This window comes from Mesorhizobium sp. WSM4904 (assembly GCF_029674545.1).
Lineage (GTDB): Bacteria > Pseudomonadota > Alphaproteobacteria > Rhizobiales > Rhizobiaceae > Mesorhizobium.
In genome coordinates this window covers 3,194,123-3,210,447 of the sequence record NZ_CP121354.1, presented here as the reverse complement: position 1 = coordinate 3,210,447, position 16,325 = coordinate 3,194,123, and the positions used below count along the sequence as shown (strand labels likewise).

Below are 16,325 nucleotides of genomic sequence, written 5' to 3'. Positions count from 1 at the left end.
TCCGCATCGACTTGCCGGTCATCATCATTGCGGGCCACGGCGATATCACGCTCGCGAGAAAAGCCCTGGAAGCCGGTGCGGTCGATTTTCTTGAGAAGCCCTTCGACGACGAGGCAGTATTGGCTGCGGTTCGGTCTGCGCTCAATCAGCATGAGCGAGACGCGACGCAGGAAGCCAAATGTCTGGACGTTCAGGGTAGGCTTGCCCATCTGTCCAATATTGAACGGCAGGTGCTCGAAGGCCTTATGGCCGGATATTCGAACAAAACGATCGCGCACGATTTGAAAGTCAGCCCGCGGACCCTCGAGATTTACCGGGCACATGTGATGACCAAGATGCAGGCTTCGAATCTGTCCGAACTCGTGCGTATGGCACTGATCCCGAGCGTGCTGAACGAGCGCTCATAGCAGTGCCATCTTCCCAAGATCGGCGACATCTGCAGGCCGTTTCGCTGTTTTTGCCTCAGGTCAAAGCGAAGTGTCTCTGGTAACGGCTTACTGGATCGTGAACGGATGCTTGGAGATCAATGCGATGGAAGCTGCGGATTCCGTATCGCGCGACAAACCGACAGTAATCGTGGTTGATGACGACCCGGCGGTACTGAGATCACTCAAATTCTCGCTCGAGCTCGAGGGGTTTTCGGTCCGCACCTACGCCGATGCGACAGAGGTGTTGAACGAGGTGACGCTGCCGCCCTTTGGCTGCCTGGTCATCGACTACGACTTGCCGGCAGTGAACGGGCTCGAACTGCTGCAGCGACTACGGAACGGGCAGGTTCGGCTGCCGGCGATCTTGATCACCTCGTCTCCGAGTAAGATGCTGCGGGAGAGCGCAGCCGCCGCCGGGATCCCGATTGTCGAAAAGCCGTTCTTCAATCACACCCTGAGTGACAGCATTCGGGGCGCCTTGGAGCGTCAGGACAGGCATTGAACGAACGGCGTAAGCACGTCTGGGCGGGCCTTCAAAAATGTTGGGCGTGTCGGGATTGGCGAGTGCAGGGTCGGCGATCAGGCGGATTGCGACCACCGCCTTCCTCCGAAACCGAAGTCACTGTGCCGGCTTTCGCTTCTGGCAACTTCGGCGCCCTTCAGGTTCCGCAGCTGGTAACGGCCGTCGTGGCGCTGCTGGCGCTGATCGGATCTGACGCACTTGTCATACACCGCGCCCAACCCACGCAAGTTGGCCATGCGGCTCGTTGAGACGCTGTACAGCCAACGACTTCCCTCCGGCGATCGGAGCGAACACGATGAGGGTCACGAGCCACAGCGCCGCGGTCAGCATCGCGACGTCACATCATGGCGGCGCTGATCTTGCGGAAACGCATGATGGAGAGGGCGAAGAATACGCCGCCGGCGATTCCGACGACAGCAAACTGCGGCCAGACCACGTCAATGCCGGCGCCTCGATAGAGGATAGCCTGCGCGAAGCTTACGAAATGGGTCGAGGGCGACAACTGCATTACCGTACGTAAGAACGCCGGCATGCTGTCGAGCGGCGTGTTGCCACCGGACAGGATGTTCATTGGCAAAGCGACCAGGACGAACAGGAGCCCAAGCTGCGGCATCGAGCGAGCCACCGTGCCCAGGAAGATGCCGATGGCGGTTGCGAAGAACAAATAGATCGTGACGCCCGCCATGAAGAGCGGGACGGAACCGACGATCCGAATTCCGAGCAGCGTCTCTATCACCAACCAGAGTGACAGGCCGACCGCGACGGTGATCACCAGGCCATTCGCCCACACCTTTGCAGCCGCGATCTCGAAAGGCGTGAGCGGCATGATCAGCAGATGATCCATCGTGCCGTGCTCCCGCTCGCGGATGATTGCCGCACCCGCAAGTATGATGGCAAGCATGTTGACGTTGCCGATGATGGCCATGACCGCATTGAAGAGTTGCGTGGTGAGATTGGGATTGAAGGCGACGCGAACAGCGAGATTCACAGGCTCGGCCTGCGAAGGTTCGGAAGCCGCAGCAGAGCGGGCGATTTCGCGAGCGATGATCTGCTCCAGATAGCCGGCGCCGATGCCTGCCTGCATCATGGCGGTGGCGTCGACATTGACCTGGATGACCGGTTGGCGGCCCGCCAGCATGTCGCGCTCGAAATGCGGTGGAATATCGAGGACGAACGTGCTGCGGGCGGTGTCCATCAGTTCGTCAACCTGACCGGCGACGACCTCGGTCGGGGAGCTGAAATAGGGCGGCAGCAGGGCTGCGGCAATCGCACGCGAGAGCGCCGAATGGTCCTCATCGACAATGGCGACGGAAGAGTTGTGGGCCTCTTGCGCCGGGCTCTCGGCCTGCGCATAGACCGCCAGCGTGAAGGAATAGATGACGAAGCCGAAGAGCACGAAATCGCGCGAGAAGCTGCGCAGTTCCTTTGTGCCGAGCCAGAAGATGTTCGCCAGGTGCTGCATGACATCATGCCTCCTGGCGGCGCAGGAATGCCAGGCTGATCAAGATGAGGATCGGGATGAAGACCGCGAGCGCCAACAGGCTTCCGGCAAGTTCCCGGAAGCCGAGCGCCTTGGTGAAGGTGCCGACCGAGATGCGCAGGAAATACATCGCCGGGAAGGTATGTGCCATGAAGGCCGGAAAGCCCACCAGCGAGGAGACGGGCGCCAACATGCCGGAGAACTGCACGGCGGGCAGCGAGGTCATGATTCCCGCGACGAAGAGCGCGGCAATCTGGGTTCGCGTGAATGCCGAGATCACCAAGCCGTAGCCGGTCATCGCCGTCACGTAGAGCAGCGCGCCGAGAAGGAGCACCCAGAAGCTTCCTTTCAGCGTCACGCCGAACAGCAAAACGGCCATTAGGAAGAGGGTAAGAAAGCTGATCAGGCAAAGGATGACGTAGGGCAGTTGCTTGCCTAGGAGAAATTCCAGCCGCGTGACGGGAGTGACGTAGAGATTGACGATCGAACCCAGTTCCTTCTCCCTGACGACGCCAACAGCCATCAACATTGCAGGCATGAATGCCAGCAGCATCGCGATCGTCCCCGGCACCATGGCGAAGATGCTCTTGAAGTCCTGATTGTAGACGAATCGAGTCTCGATGACCGGCGACACTGGCCGACTGCCGGCCGCGTCGGCGACATCGGCGACATATTGCTGATGCAGGCCAGCGAGATAGCCGCGGACGGTTTCAGCACGGAAAGGCATGGCGCCGTCAACCCAAGCGCCAATCTCGGGTGCTGACCCGCGCCGGAGGTCGCGGCCGAAGCCCGGCGGTACCTCGATGGCCAATGCGAAGGCGGCGCTGCGCAGCGCCCGATCAAGATCGTCGTAGCTGGCCAGTGTTTTGCGTTCCGCAAAATAGGGCGATCCGCGGAACTCCTGCAGATAGGCTCGGCTTTCCGGCGTGTTGTCGCGGTCCAGGACGGCGAAAGTCACCTGATTGACATCGGTATTGATGCCGAGCCCGAAGACGACCATGAGGAATGCCGTACCGAGCAAGGCGAAACCGAGCCGCACTGGATCGCGCCAAAGCTCCAGCGCCTCGCGCCACGAATAGGCGAAAAGCCGCCCCAGGCTGAAGCCGGCCCGCGGTGCCACGCGCGCGGACGAAGAGGTCGCGGCGCGCTCAGGCTCTGGTGGACCGCTGACCAGGCTTGAGCCTTCGCCGCCTGCAGACTGCAGATAGGCCACGAAGGCGTCCTCGAGATCGGCTGCGCCTTTGGCTTCGGCCAGCTCCGTCGGCGTGCCGGTGGCCACCACCCTGCCGCCATGCATGAGCGCGACGCGATCGCACCGCGCCGCCTCGTTCATGAAATGGGTCGAGACGAAGATGGTGACGCCTTGCCGCCGCGAAAGCTCGACGAGCAGCTCCCAGAAGCTGTCGCGCGCAAGCGGGTCAACTCCGGAGGTGGGCTCGTCGAGGATAAGGACCTCCGGCTCGTGCACGACGGCGACGGCGAGAGAGAGCCGCTGACGGATGCCGAGGGGCAGCTCCGATGCCCGCTGGTCCACATAAGGGCCGAAGCCGAACCGCTCGATGAGCGCGGCGATGCGCGATTTCGCCCTGTCGGCGGCGATGTGGAAGAGACGGGCATGCAGATCGAGATTCTGCCTGACGGTCAGCTCGGTATAGAGCGAGAAAGACTGGGACATGTAGCCGACACGCCTACGCAGGCGCATGTTGGTGGCATCGATCGGCTGTCCCAACAGCCAGGCACTGCCGTCGGAGGCCGGCAGCAGCCCGGTCAGCATCTTCATCGTGGTGGTCTTGCCGCAGCCGTTCGAGCCGAGGAAGCCGAAGATCTCGCCGCGTTCGATGGCGAAGCTCACGTCATCGACCGCTACGAATTCGCCGAAGCGCCGAGTGAGGCCACGAGCGATGATGACCGCCTCGTGTTCGCCCGATGGCCGCGGCGGAATGAAGAGCGCGCGACGCCCGTCGCGAACCGCCTCGGGCAAAAGCGCAATGAAGCTTTCCTCCAGGCTCCCCTGCCCTGTCAGCCGTTTCAGTTCAGCCGGCGTGGCCGATGCGAGGATCCGCCCGGCATTCATGGCGATGAGCTCGTCGAAGCGCTCCGCCTCCTCCATATAGGCGGTGGCTACGACCACGCTCATGCCGGCCCGCCGCGCTCGCATGCGTTCGATCAACTCCCAGAATTGCCGGCGCGACAGCGGATCGACGCCCGTTGTCGGCTCGTCGAGAATGAGCAGGTCAGGGTCGTGAACGAGCGCGCAGCAGAGGCCGAGCTTTTGCCGCATGCCGCCTGAGAGTTTCCGGGCCGGGCGGTCGGGAAAGGGTGCCAGGCCGGTCGCCTCGAGCAGCGCGTCAATGCGCCGGGCGCGCTCGCCGGCCGGCTCGCCGAAGAGGCGTCCGAAGAAATCGATGTTCTCGCGGACGCTGAGATCGGGGTAAAGGTTCTTGCCAAGCCCCTGCGGCAGAAAGGCGATGCGCGGACACACGGCAGAACGATGGAGCTGGTCGGCCATATCGCGGCCGAAGACCTTCACGCGTCCGGTCTGAATGCGTTTGGCTCCGGCGACCAGGCTGAGCAGGGTCGATTTGCCGACGCCGTCCGGGCCGATCAATCCGACCAGCGCTCCGGTCGGGACCGTAAGCGTCACGCCTTCGAGCGCAAGCCTGCGACCGTAGGAGTGCGAGAGCCCCTCGACGGCGATGACATTAGCGAGATGGCTCATCCGTCCGCCCTGGTGCAAGGAAGGTCGGCCACTCGGCACTGCCGTTGAGGTGCACATAGGCGAGCCCGGGAACTCCCGAGCTCACCTCCGCTGCATGGATGCGCAGATAGTCGGGATCAACGCGCACGCGGACTCGGAACATCAGCTTGTCGCGTTCCGCCTTGGTCTCCACAGCCTTCGGCGTGAACTGTGCCTCTCCGGAGACAAAGACGACCTTGGCCGGGATCGGTGATTCAGGCGCGGCGTCAAGCACGATGCGCGCGGCGCTACCTACGGTCGTGCGACCGGCTTCCGCCGTAGGCAGGAAAATGTCCATATAGACATAGCCCGTGTCGATCATGATCAAGACCTTGCCGCCGGCGCCGACCACCTCGCCGATATTGGCGAGGCGATATTGAACGCGGCCGTCACGCGGAGCGACGAGCGAATTGTCTGCGATATTGATCCGGTAGAGGTCGACATCGTGGTTGGCGGCCGCCAGCGTCTGTTCGGCTTGTCCGACGCGCGCATTGGCCGCCGCGAGCGCGGCATTGGCAGCGCTCATCTGCTGCTGCCGCTGATCGAGAATCTCGGCTGTCGCGTAACCTTTGTCGACGAGGACAATCGCGCGGGTGAGTTGCTGCTCGGCGAGCTTGGCCTGGGCATTCTGCTGCTCGACGCCCGCCCGCGCCTCGTCGAGCATCCGATTGGCCCCAAGCACCTGTGCCTCGGCTTTGCGGAGCGACATCTCAAGGTCCTGCGTGTCCATCCGCGCGACCACTTGGCCGGCGCGAACGACATCACCCTCATCAACGAGAAGCGCGGCGATGCGACCACTGAACTTGGCCGCGATGTCGATCTCGTCTGCCTCTATCCTGCCGTTGCCGAAGGCGATCCCGGCGGGCAGTGCGGGAGCGGCATGCAGCCACCAATATCCGCCTGCCGCCGCGCCGGCGATCGCAACCAGCGCCAACGCGAGCCAAAGCCGGCGGCGCCGTTTCACGGCGGCAGGAATGATCTCCGGGAGGCTGATCTCGGGCTTATTCGGCACAAGCATTCGGCCCGCCGAACGGTCATTCGAGGGGAGCAACTCAGTGCCGTCATCGATGACCGTTGTGTTGGGCATTCGTCGATTCCTAATCACCAGAGAAGACGACGGGCGCCAGCGCCTTGTTCTTACCCTTGTCCGGATGCGACGGATGGTCGTTGATCTGCGTCAAAAGGATCCGCATCAACTCGGGCGCCTCAGCGAGTGCGAAATGCCTGATCCATGTGCATGTCAAGCAGGTCAAGGCAGTGTGCAGGGTCGGGCCGATTCTCTGAAATCGCCGCCGGGCAACCCATGGACTCAGATTCCTTCAGGGACGCGGGAACAAATTTCGCGCATCGAAGCTAGCAAGCGCTGCTTACGGGGACTCATCCGATGCTCCTTGCCCTGGACGATGCGATCTCGACGGCTGTCTTGGCCGGCAGAGGTGCGGATGCAGAAATCTTCGGAGTGATCGATCTCACCAGCAAAATTGAAGCGCGGATAGGCGCGGTCAGCCTAGGGCGCGCCATCCAATTCGTCGCCAACGCGTCGGTGCTTGGATACGACGTTCGCGGTGCAATGGTCTTTTACGGGGAACCAGGAACGCCAAGCTTGAGAAGCTGGGACTGCGAACACCTTTGGGCGCAGTACGGTGGCGCACTTCTCCAGCCGTAGCGCGTGGCGCCACACCTAGAGCGGCGCGAACGGCCTTGGCGCGCGCCCCGTCGATCATCTCGGCCAACGCGTCCATATCGGCCATGCTAAAGCCCGGACCGACCAGTCGCCTTGCCGCGATCGCCAGCGTGCCCGTCCCTCAGGCGACGCCGAGCACCGTCTCGCCTGGCTGAAGGTCGGCGAGGCTCAACATTCGGTCACGGAACGGGTCCTCGCGGCCCACCGTCGGTGCGCGCACCGGCCGAAATCCCCTGCATTGACAGCCGGCCGGAGCGCACGCCCGAACGAATGACGAGGCACTTGACGCGACTGCAAACGGGGGCATGCTCGGCGGGCGCGGCCTGCTTCCCGACCCGACGGAGTCACATCATGCAGTGGTCCTACCCGATCCTCCGTGTCGGCGACACCGAAATCCGCATCCACCTGACCTTCCTGCTGCTGCTCGCCTGGATCGGCATCGCCTATTACCAGGAGGGCGGAACACGGGCTGCGATCGAGGGCATCGCCTTCATCGGTGCCGTGTTCGCCTGCGTGGTATTGCATGAGCTCGGCCACGCCGCTGCCGCTAGTCGCTACGGCATTCGAACTCCAAAGATCACGCTCTTGCCGATCGGCGGCGTCGCGGAGCTGGAGCGCCTGCCCGAGAAGCCGTCGCAAGAGATCGTCGTCGCGTTTGCCGGCCCGTTGGTCAATGTCGTCATCGCTGCCTTCCTCGTCGCCGCGCTTGGCACCACCGTCGGCATCGACGCGCTGACGTCGATGGAGAACCCGCATGTCGCGTTCGTGGCTCGCCTCGCCGCCGTCAACATATGGCTGGTCCTGTTCAACCTCATTCCGGCCTTTCCGATGGATGGCGGGCGCGTGCTGCGCGCCTTGCTCGCCACGCGCTACAACCGCCAGCGCGCGACGGAGATTGCAGGGACCGTTGGTCAGTTCGCCGCCTTCGCCTTCGGCTTCATCGGTCTGGTCGTCGGCAACGTGCTGCTCATATTCGTTGCGATCTTCGTCTACCTCGCCGCCGCTGCGGAAACGCAGGCGATGGGGCTCGAGGCAGCGGCGCGCGCCGTTAACATGCGCGACGTCATGATCAGCCGGTTTGAAAGCCTGCCGGCGACCGCGACCCTCGACGAAGCAGCACGGGCCTTGTTGCGCACGACGCAACACGAGTTCCCGATCGTCGACGATGGCGGCCGGCTGCGCGGCGTGCTGACACGTGAGGGGCTCGTCACCGGCCTGCAGAAGCACGGCGGTCAGACCCCTGTGATCGAGGCAATGGCGGCAAATATCCCAGTGATGCGCGACGATGATAAGCTCATCAATGCGCTCGAACACCTGAAGAGTGGAGCCGCACCTGCCGTCGGTGTGGTGGACGCCCAGGACCATTTGGTCGGCTATGTCATCATCGAAAACATCGGCGAGCTGATGCTGCTGCGCAGCGCCGTCGCAAGCTGACAGATAACGATTCGGCCGCGGCCAATGGAAAGCCGTCCGCCACCTTGGTTTGGTAAGTCTTTAGCCGCTCGGTGACCGGTGGTGAAAGCGGCATGCCAGTCGGGATATGGAACAATCCCTGCTGCAACGGGCATTCAATCGTCTGGCCAAGGCGCCCGTAGGTGATCGGCGACTGGACTGCAGTTTCAGAGGGTCGCGGCACACGGAGCCAGCCCAAGCCGAATGCCGAAGAAGCTGCCATCATCGCGTGACGCGAGTCGGCGCTTGCGGCACAGTCGCAGCCAAGGCTGTGGAATCGATCCCCGTTCACAGAGGCGAGCGAAGATGAGCGTCGCAAAAGTGATGCGAACGGCCAAGCTTGCGGGAAAACCAGGGCGCAAACTCATTAACACTATGAGTACGCGCCCTAGTTTAGGCCCTGACCCAACGAGCGGTCAGTAATCCCAGAAGACCGGCACCCAACGAAAGACATCGCCGTCCACCGCCACATGGCCGACGGAGGGGAACGGCATGTGAGTAGCCACCAGCAGCTCTCCGGTCTCCGCCAGTTCCCGCAAGAGTCGGACCCGAACGCGAGCTGCCTCCTCGGGATCGTGCTCGAAACCGTTGTACCAGTCAGGGTGTTCGAACCCGACAGTGAACACGGCATCGCCAGCAAACATCAGCCGGTCTTTGCCGGATGCCACGCGGACTACGCTGTGCCCGGGAGTGTGGCCGCCCGTTCTAGAGACGATCACGCCCGGCGCCACCTCGTGTTCCTCATCGAACAGCCGCAGCTTGCTCTCGTACTCTTTCCTGAACCGCTTGGCGGTTGCCCGAAGCGCATCCGGGAACCCTGGTGGCATTGAGACGCGGGAGAAATCGGGCGACTCCCAGAACTTGACCTCGGCGGCCGCCACGTGGATCCGCAGGTCCGGACGCAATTGGTCTTTCACCCCGTCGACGAGCAGCCCGCCAACGTGGTCCATGTGCATGTGGGTGAGCACCACGTCGGTCACGGATCCGAGATCTATGCCGGCGGCCTCCAGTCGCTTGATCAACTGCCCGGCCCGCGGCAAGTTCAACTCCGGGTCCAATCCTAGCCCGGCATCGATGAGTATGGTCTGCCCGCCGCTGCGCACCACGACCGCGTTCAGCGCCCAGTCGAAAGCGTCCGGCGGCAGGAACATGTCCTTCAGCCAGGCCGCATGCACGGTGGGGTCGGCGTTGTATCCCAACATGTTGGTTGGAAGCGGTAGCACTCCATCGCTGACCACCAGCACTTCGATCTCGCCGACTCGTACCGCATAGCGAGACGGAACCAACTCTTCGGTCCCCGTTCTGCGGGGGTGTGAGGTTTTGTTTAGGCTCATGTTCATCTCCTGCTGACCGCCGCCTTACACGCGGCATCGACGACGTACATCGAGGTGCGTTTGCTGGTCGATTGTGTTGAGGGAGAGGGCGAGCCACACCACGGGATAGGTTGCGGGGCATCGAAATAAACGACTGACGCGTCGGCTTCTTTTGCCAGCGAATGGCGACCCGCTTCGACAAGCTCGCGAGCAACTGCTTGCCTTCAGTACCCCTTCACCCCGATCGCTTGAACCCTCACTCAGGGAAGTCGAGCAGCCTTGTCCGCAACGCAGGATCGCCCATACCTCATGGATTTCCATGACGTGCGGCCGAGGCATGGCCACGTTAAGCTGGCAAGCCAAATCGCCACCCAGATCCAAGGATGAGTGCTACACAGGGCGCTGACGGTCTCCGGCTTTTTGTGTCCGGGAGGAGAAGACAATGACGACAGCGTTTAAGTCCATTGGCGGAATCGACCCCGAAGCATTGCGAGCGGCTCGGATCATCGAAGGCGTGGTCGGCAACGCGTGGGCGACAGACGCCTCGGGCACATTCACCTACGTGACGCCAAGTGCGCTGACGCTTCTCGGCACAACGCTGGAGGAGCTCAATTCGCCTTCGGAAGAGGGCGCGGTCGGGTGGAAGCGGCTAGTCCATCCAGACGATTACGACGCAACCGTCACTATGTGGCGTCGCTGCCTGCAAACAGGTGACCATTACAATATGGAGCATCGTCTATTGCGCGCTAGCGGTGCTTACGGTTGGAGCAGAAGCTCGGGGCAGCCGTTGCGCGACAGCACAGGTCGTATCCTTGCATGGTACGGTGCACTGATCGACGGTGATGTTCCGTCCGCGGCCAAGGAACGATTCGCTGACGTCATCAGTGATACGCTCGAAAGCAAAGCCGTTTCCGATGCTCCGCATTCGCTGAGCCTTGTCCATCCGGATGACCGGACTGCCGCAGCTCACGCTGCCGCCCGCGCCTTCTGGACGGGTGTTCCTCAGGTGACGAGGCATCGGCAACTCCAGGCCGACGGTAGTTATCGCTGGAACGAGACGCGGTCAGAACCAGGTTACAGTGTGAGTGTCGACATCGACGATCTGGTGACGGATAGGGAGGCACTCGCCTCGGCAGGGTTGGACCCATCGGTAGAAAGCGAGGCTGAACCAATTCGATCGGCGAAGGTTGTCGAGAGCATATTCGGGAACGGATGGGCGTTCGACGCGGCCGGCAGATGGATTTACCTGCACCCGTTTGCACAGAATTCTCTTGGGGTGACGTTGGAAGAACTGAACGCGTCTTTGGACGAGGGGCATACCGCCTGGAAGCGTCTGCTTCATCCGGACGACTATGAGCAGATCGCGGCCACATGGCGCCACTGCCTAGAGACAGGCGATCACTTCAATGTCGAGTTTCGCTTTCGGCGCGCGAGCGGCATCTATGTCTGGGCTCGAGCAGCCGCGCGGCCAGCACGCGACAGCCGCGGTCGTATCGTGGGATGGTATGGCATTGCACTCGACAATGACGTCTACAAGAAAACCGTGACGGCGCTGCGTGGCCGGGAAAGGGAACTTTCTCAGCTCGTCGACATGGTCCCGGTCCAGATCAGGCGTCTGACACCCGAAGGTGAGCCGATCTTCTTCAATAAACGCTTGCTCGACTTCTTCGGACTGAACGACGTGGCGCAATTGGACAGGCCGGGAATGAGCCGGATGGCGGCAGCCATCCAGTCTCTCGTCCATCCGGAAGATGCTGCCCGCCTTTTGAAAAGGCTCCATCATTCCTTGGCTACCGGCGAGCCCAACTCGATGAAGTATCGCATGCGTCGAGCGGACGGCGCCTACCGCTGGGTGGATGGTCGCTGGGAGCCGGTTCGTGATCATAGCGGCGCGATCGTACAATGGTATGCAATTTCCATCGATATCGACGATGAGATGCGCGCCCAGGAAGCGCTGCGTCTCCGCGAACGCGAGCTCTCGCAACTTGTCGATATGGTGCCGAGCTTCCTTTGGCGCCTGTCTGCGTCGGGCGAGCCGGTCTTCTTCAGCAAGCAAATGGTCGAGTTTCTCGGTCTCGACGTGGGAGAATACGAGAGTGCGGGAGGAAATGGTCTGACAGCTGCCATAGCGGCTGTCGTACATCCCGAAGATGCGGCCAAGCTGGAAGCTGCGCTCAACCATTCCATCATCACCGGCGAGAGCTTCTCGCTGAACTATCGCCTGCGTCGCGCGGATGGCATCTATCGCTGGATGTCGAGCCGTGCAGAGCCGATGCGGAATGAGGAGGGATCCGTCGTACAATGGTACGGGTTGTCACACGACATCGATGATCAGGTGCGAACCGAAGAAGCACTGCGGAGCAGCAAACGCCAGCTGGAACAGATGATTGACGTCGTGCCCGTGAATATCCTGAGCTTCGCTCCTTCAGGCAGGATCACCTACACTAGCAAACGATATCTGGAGAAGGTCGGTTCGCCACCCACGCACATCGAGGACTTCGATGCCTTGGCTCGGGACCTGGCCCACCCTGAAGACTTTCCGACAATGTTCCGGAGGGCATCGAATGGCTTTGCCACCGGCCAGCCTTTCGTGAACCGGTTTCGTCGTCGCGAGAAGGATGGCGTCTACCGCTGGATAGAAGCGCGAGCGGAACCGTTACGGGACGCCGATGGCGCGATCGTGCAATGGTATATGGCTTCAATCGACATCGAAGACGAGATGCGAGCGCAAGAGGCATTGCGCGAAAGAGAACGCGAGCTTCAGCAGCTCGTCGATGCCTTGCCTGTCCACATCTGGAGCTGGACGCCCGATGGCAAGCTGGCCTACGTCAACAGGCGGTCTTTGGAGGATCTCGGCATCTCCGGGGCGAGCTTCGAAGATTTCACCAGGGTGGCGCAAGAGCTGGTTCACCCCGAAGATGCTCCCGAGGTGCTGGCTACGTCGGCCAACTGCCTCAAAACTGGCAACTCCTTCATCATGCGATATCGCCGGCGTTGGAAGGACGGCAATTATCGCTGGATAGAGGGGCGTTGCGAGCCTCTGCGCGATCGAGACGGAACGATCGTGCAATGGTACCAGGTTTCCATCGACATCGACGATGAGATGCGCGCGCAGGTGGCGCTGCGCGAGAGAGAACGTTCGCTGTGGCAGCTGGTTGAAACGCTGCCGGTGATGATCGACTGCGCCGCACCGAATGGCGAGCCGATATATCGCAGCCGTCAGCTCCGCGAATTCCTCGGATATGAGTTGGAGTCAATGGACGGCAAGGGAAAGTCGCGCCTGGCCCGCACACTCGACGAAGGTGTTCATCCTGACGACTTGGCGGGCGTCAAAACGAACTATGCCCATTCGTTGGCCACTGGCGAACCATATGCGCGGAGGCACCGTCTGCGGCGCTTCGATGGCGAATATTGCTGGGTCGATACGCGCGCAGCGCCGATGCGCAATGCCGAAGGGGCGATTGTTCAGTGGAACGTCGTCTGTCTGGACATCGATGGTGAAGTTCGAGCGCAAGAAGAGCTGCGTCTGGCGCAAGAGAGACTCGCACGTGCGAGCCAGGCGGCGAGTCTTGCCGAGCTTTCGGCCTCTATAGCGCATGAGGTGAACCAGCCTCTGGCGGCCGTCGTCGCCAACTCGTATGCCTGCCAGCGCTGGCTCACGGCCGAACCGCCAAATATCGAGCGGGCGCAGAAGACGGTGGAGCGTATTATCCGGGATGCCAATTCGGCGGCGGATGTCGTCAGCCGCATCCGCGCCTTGTTCAAGCAGTCCGCAGACGCGATGGCCTACACAACGCTCGGCAGCGTCGTCGCGGAGGCGCGTGACCTCATGGCTGAAGAGGCGGCGCGGCGTCGTGTTCGTATGGACATCGATGTCGAAAACGACCTTCCTGTCGTCGCGCTCGATCGGGTGCAGATTCAGCAGGTTCTGGTGAACCTCATCCGCAACGGCATGGATGCGATGGACTCCGTTGCGGGCGACAGAGTTCTTGGACTTCGCGTGCGCCGGGTAAGGAATGCGATCCAGATCGAAATCAGCGATCGTGGCCCGGGCATCGAGTTTCCCGACCGAATATTCGAGCCGTTCTTTACGACGAAAGAGCACGGCATGGGCATGGGCCTCGCGATCTGCCGTTCGATCGTCGAGTCGCACGGGGGACGGTTGTGGGTGGAGAAGAACGAGCCGCACGGAACGACGTTCGTCTTTACAATGCCCGTTGAAATGAAAGCGGCAGCATGACGACCTACAACCACATGGTCTTCATCGTCGATGACGACGTGCGCATCCGGGAAGCGCTTGGTGAGCTTCTAGAGTCGCACGGCATGCGCGCCATCGCGTTCGGATCGGCCGGCGACTATGTCCTGGCGGAAAAGCCGGACGTCCCCGCCTGCCTCATCCTCGATGTGGAATTGCCGGACATCAACGGCCTCGATCTGCAGAAGCAGATCGCCGAGGGCGATCATCCGCCGATCGTCTTCATAACAGGGCACGGCGACATCCCATCCTCGGTGCGCGCGATCAAACACGGCGCCGTGGACTTCCTGACAAAGCCTTTCAGTGACGCCGACCTCATGGCCGCAATCCAGACGGCGATCGCCCAGGATCGGGAAAGGCGATCGGAGCGCGCCGAACTCATCATGTTGAGGCAACGCTATCTGGAGCTCACGCCGCGCGAGCGCGACGTGCTGCCGCTTGTCGTGAGTGGTCTCCTCAACAAACAGGCCGCGGCTGAGTTGGGAATCAGCGAGGTTACGTTGCAGATCCATAGAAGGAACGTGATGCAGAAAATGATGGCGGCGTCGCTCGCCGATCTCGTGCGCATGGCGGAACGATTGGAGATACCGATTACCCACTCTCGACGAGCGGGAGGGATCTGAGTGTGAGCAAGATGCGACCTGTCGTGGCGGTTGTCGACGACGATCCGAGAGTCCTCGAGTCGCTGGAGGACCTCCTGGAATCCGCGGGCTATGTCGCTTGTTGCTTCTCTTCGGCGCGATCGCTGCTCGCCTGCGGACTGTTGGGCGTGGACGTGCTCATCACCGACATCGGCATGCCCGGCACAGATGGCTTCGAACTTCGCGACCTAGTGAAGAAGGCTCGTTCGGAATTGCCGGTGTTCCTTATCACCGGCCGCCACGAGATAGCGGATCAGTTTCGCGCCCAGGGTATCAGCGGTTTTTTCCGCAAGCCTTTCGACGGTCAAGCCCTGCTCGCCGCCGTTGCCAACGCCTTAAACGATCGAGAAATGGAGGGTAATGATGAGAGTTGACCAGCCGCTCCAGCGAAGATCGGCACCGTCACCGCACATAGGCGAAGCGGAGCAGCCGCTGGTAATCATTGTCGATGACGATGCGGCGGTTCGAGAGGCACTGTCAGAGCTGATCCTGTCGGCGGGTTTCCAGCCGGTCTGCTTCGGCTCGACGCGAGAATTGCTCCACGCCGACGTCTTGCGCAAACCCGGCTGCCTGATCCTGGACGTGCGCATGCCGGGAGCGAGCGGTCTCGATCTGCAGCATCATCTGGCCCAGAATGGCAACCCGAAGCCGATCATCTTTCTCACTGGTCATGGCGATATACCGATGACGGTTCAGGCAATGAAGGCCGGCGCAGTGGATTTTCTGACCAAGCCGGTACGAGACCAGACATTGCTTGATGCTGTAATCGCAGCCATAGCAATGGACGCCTCGCAACGGGCGAAGGCGGAGGTGGTCGAGCGAAATGTCGAACGACTTCGAACATTGACGCCACGTGAGCGTGAGGTCCTGCATCACGTGGCGCGCGGCCGCCTCAACAAGCAGATTGCCTTCGACTTCGGCATCAGCGAAGTGACGGTGAAGCTGCATCGAGGCAACGTTATGCGCAAGATGGAGGCGGCCTCCATCGGCGAACTGATCCGGGCTTGGGAGACATTGCCCATCCCGCTGCGCGAGACCTCGGCCTGATCAGGTAGCGGCCGTCAACGGGATTCGGCGCGCCAGAATTGCAACGTCGACTAACGGCGACTGGCTGAAAACCGAACTCGTCAGGCGGCAAATTCATGCGACCTGTTTTGCGTGCTGCTATTCGTCGAAGGGGGCGCTTGCTACAAAATCGACGGAAGAAGGTGCCCGGTACCCGGGGACATAGCGTTCACCGAAATCCCGAACGAAATTGTCATAGGTCGTTTCGGGCCTTGTCTCGGCGATGCGACAGAAGCACCGTGTCATGCGCCGCTTCATATCGAGTCGCGGGAATTCTTCGACGATCCTTGCGACCTCTGCGGCAGGGACGACCTCGTATTGCAGGCCGACGACATCCAGGCAGATTCCGGCGGTGCAAAGCGCTACCTCAGCCTCCTTGTAGAGACCGATCGACGGTGTCGAGTTCAGGGCGACGCTATCCCAGATCAATTGGGCTCGGCGCTCGTCGACACCTCCTTGCCGCGCGAAGACCCGCGCCAGATCCGCGCCCTCGACTTCGAAACGACGAGGACCATGGAAGCGCTCGTTTAACGTGATGTCGTGCAGCAGTGTTCCCACGGCTACGACTTCCGCGTCGTGAGCGATGTTGCGAAGCTGTCCTATGCGCGTCGCGAACAACCAGGAACGAACGACGTGATTGAACAGATAAGGCTCGCATTCCCGGCGAGCATAGTCGAAGGCCTGCTCCACAAGCGGCGTGTCCGGAACCGAAATTCCTGCAAGCTCACGACTGTTGGCGCTGTTCAT

At 61.6% G+C, this 16,325-nt stretch carries 13 protein-coding genes; 8 read left to right on the top strand and 5 right to left on the bottom strand.

Features of this window, described 5'->3' with window-relative positions:
• Window positions 1-11 precede the first annotated feature (11 nt).
• Window positions 12-407: a LuxR C-terminal-related transcriptional regulator gene (locus QAZ47_RS32110; protein ID WP_347567200.1), complete on the top strand. Its 396-nt coding sequence runs from the start codon at window positions 12-14 to the stop codon at window positions 405-407.
• 124 nt (window positions 408-531) lie between these two features.
• Window positions 532-930: a response regulator gene (locus QAZ47_RS15365; protein ID WP_278207601.1), complete on the top strand. Its 399-nt coding sequence runs from the start codon at window positions 532-534 to the stop codon at window positions 928-930.
• A 358-nt stretch (window positions 931-1,288) separates the two neighbouring features.
• Here the strand turns inward: QAZ47_RS15365 and QAZ47_RS15360 are convergent, their stop codons facing one another.
• From QAZ47_RS15360 to QAZ47_RS15350, 3 genes are read right to left on the bottom strand one after another with little or no spacing between them, the layout of a single operon-like run.
• Window positions 1,289-2,413, bottom strand: coding sequence for an ABC transporter permease (locus QAZ47_RS15360; RefSeq protein ID WP_278233662.1), 1,125 nt, complete (start codon window positions 2,411-2,413; stop codon window positions 1,289-1,291).
• 4 nt (window positions 2,414-2,417) lie between these two features.
• Window positions 2,418-5,150, bottom strand: a complete 2,733-nt coding sequence (gene rbbA, locus QAZ47_RS15355) for a ribosome-associated ATPase/putative transporter RbbA (protein WP_278233661.1) — start codon at window positions 5,148-5,150, stop codon at window positions 2,418-2,420.
• Window positions 5,134-6,102, bottom strand: coding sequence for an HlyD family efflux transporter periplasmic adaptor subunit (locus QAZ47_RS15350; protein ID WP_347567199.1), 969 nt, complete (start codon window positions 6,100-6,102; stop codon window positions 5,134-5,136). Before QAZ47_RS15350 ends, rbbA begins: the two co-directional genes overlap by 17 nt.
• A 450-nt stretch (window positions 6,103-6,552) precedes the next feature.
• Between QAZ47_RS15350 and QAZ47_RS15345 the strand changes: the two genes are divergently transcribed.
• The gene (locus QAZ47_RS15345; RefSeq protein ID WP_278207596.1) at window positions 6,553-6,834 is read left to right on the top strand and encodes a hypothetical protein; all 282 of its coding nucleotides are present in this window, start codon (window positions 6,553-6,555) and stop codon (window positions 6,832-6,834) included.
• A gap of 369 nt (window positions 6,835-7,203) precedes the next feature.
• Window positions 7,204-8,286 carry a site-2 protease family protein gene (locus tag QAZ47_RS15340; RefSeq protein WP_278233659.1) on the top strand — a complete coding sequence of 361 codons (1,083 nt, stop codon included), beginning with the start codon at window positions 7,204-7,206 and terminating at the stop codon, window positions 8,284-8,286.
• Between the two features lie 434 nt (window positions 8,287-8,720).
• Here QAZ47_RS15340 and QAZ47_RS15335 read toward each other — a convergent pair whose 3' ends face one another.
• A complete protein-coding gene (locus QAZ47_RS15335) occupies window positions 8,721-9,638 on the bottom strand; it encodes an MBL fold metallo-hydrolase (RefSeq protein ID WP_278233658.1) in 918 nt (305 codons plus the stop codon).
• Window positions 9,639-10,059: 421 nt separating this feature from the next.
• On the opposite strand from QAZ47_RS15335, the gene QAZ47_RS15330 reads away from it, so the two are divergent.
• Genes QAZ47_RS15330 through QAZ47_RS15315 form a run of 4 tightly spaced genes read left to right on the top strand, consistent with a single transcriptional unit; the run spans window position 10,060 to window position 15,560 of the window.
• A complete protein-coding gene (locus QAZ47_RS15330; RefSeq protein WP_278233657.1) occupies window positions 10,060-13,857 on the top strand; it encodes a PAS domain-containing protein in 3,798 nt (1,265 codons plus the stop codon).
• On the top strand, window positions 13,854-14,495 hold the full coding sequence (locus QAZ47_RS15325) for a response regulator (RefSeq protein WP_278233656.1): 642 nt from the start codon (window positions 13,854-13,856) through the stop codon (window positions 14,493-14,495). The genes QAZ47_RS15330 and QAZ47_RS15325 overlap by 4 nt, the downstream gene beginning before the upstream one ends.
• A 2-nt stretch (window positions 14,496-14,497) precedes the next feature.
• Complete coding sequence (locus QAZ47_RS15320; protein WP_224706964.1) at window positions 14,498-14,887, top strand: response regulator; 390 nt, start codon at window positions 14,498-14,500, stop codon at window positions 14,885-14,887.
• Complete coding sequence (locus tag QAZ47_RS15315; protein WP_278207852.1) at window positions 14,877-15,560, top strand: response regulator transcription factor; 684 nt, start codon at window positions 14,877-14,879, stop codon at window positions 15,558-15,560. The genes QAZ47_RS15320 and QAZ47_RS15315 overlap by 11 nt, the downstream gene beginning before the upstream one ends.
• Before the next feature lie 117 nt (window positions 15,561-15,677).
• Here QAZ47_RS15315 and QAZ47_RS15310 read toward each other — a convergent pair whose 3' ends face one another.
• Complete coding sequence (locus tag QAZ47_RS15310) at window positions 15,678-16,325, bottom strand: hypothetical protein (protein WP_278233655.1); 648 nt, start codon at window positions 16,323-16,325, stop codon at window positions 15,678-15,680.

Coding starts and splice junctions, on each gene's coding strand:
- QAZ47_RS15345 (WP_278207596.1), top strand. CDS start 6,553: ATGCTCCTTGCCCTGGACGATGCGATCTCGACGGCTGTCTTGGCCGGC.
- QAZ47_RS15340 (WP_278233659.1), top strand. CDS start 7,204: ATGCAGTGGTCCTACCCGATCCTCCGTGTCGGCGACACCGAAATCCGC.
- QAZ47_RS15360 (WP_278233662.1), bottom strand. CDS start 2,413: ATGCAGCACCTGGCGAACATCTTCTGGCTCGGCACAAAGGAACTGCGC.
- QAZ47_RS15365 (WP_278207601.1), top strand. CDS start 532: ATGGAAGCTGCGGATTCCGTATCGCGCGACAAACCGACAGTAATCGTG.
- QAZ47_RS15310 (WP_278233655.1), bottom strand. CDS start 16,325: ATGAACAGCGCCAACAGTCGTGAGCTTGCAGGAATTTCGGTTCCGGAC.
- rbbA (WP_278233661.1), bottom strand. CDS start 5,150: ATGAGCCATCTCGCTAATGTCATCGCCGTCGAGGGGCTCTCGCACTCC.
- QAZ47_RS15315 (WP_278207852.1), top strand. CDS start 14,877: ATGAGAGTTGACCAGCCGCTCCAGCGAAGATCGGCACCGTCACCGCAC.
- QAZ47_RS15330 (WP_278233657.1), top strand. CDS start 10,060: ATGACGACAGCGTTTAAGTCCATTGGCGGAATCGACCCCGAAGCATTG.
- QAZ47_RS15325 (WP_278233656.1), top strand. CDS start 13,854: ATGACGACCTACAACCACATGGTCTTCATCGTCGATGACGACGTGCGC.
- QAZ47_RS15335 (WP_278233658.1), bottom strand. CDS start 9,638: ATGAGCCTAAACAAAACCTCACACCCCCGCAGAACGGGGACCGAAGAG.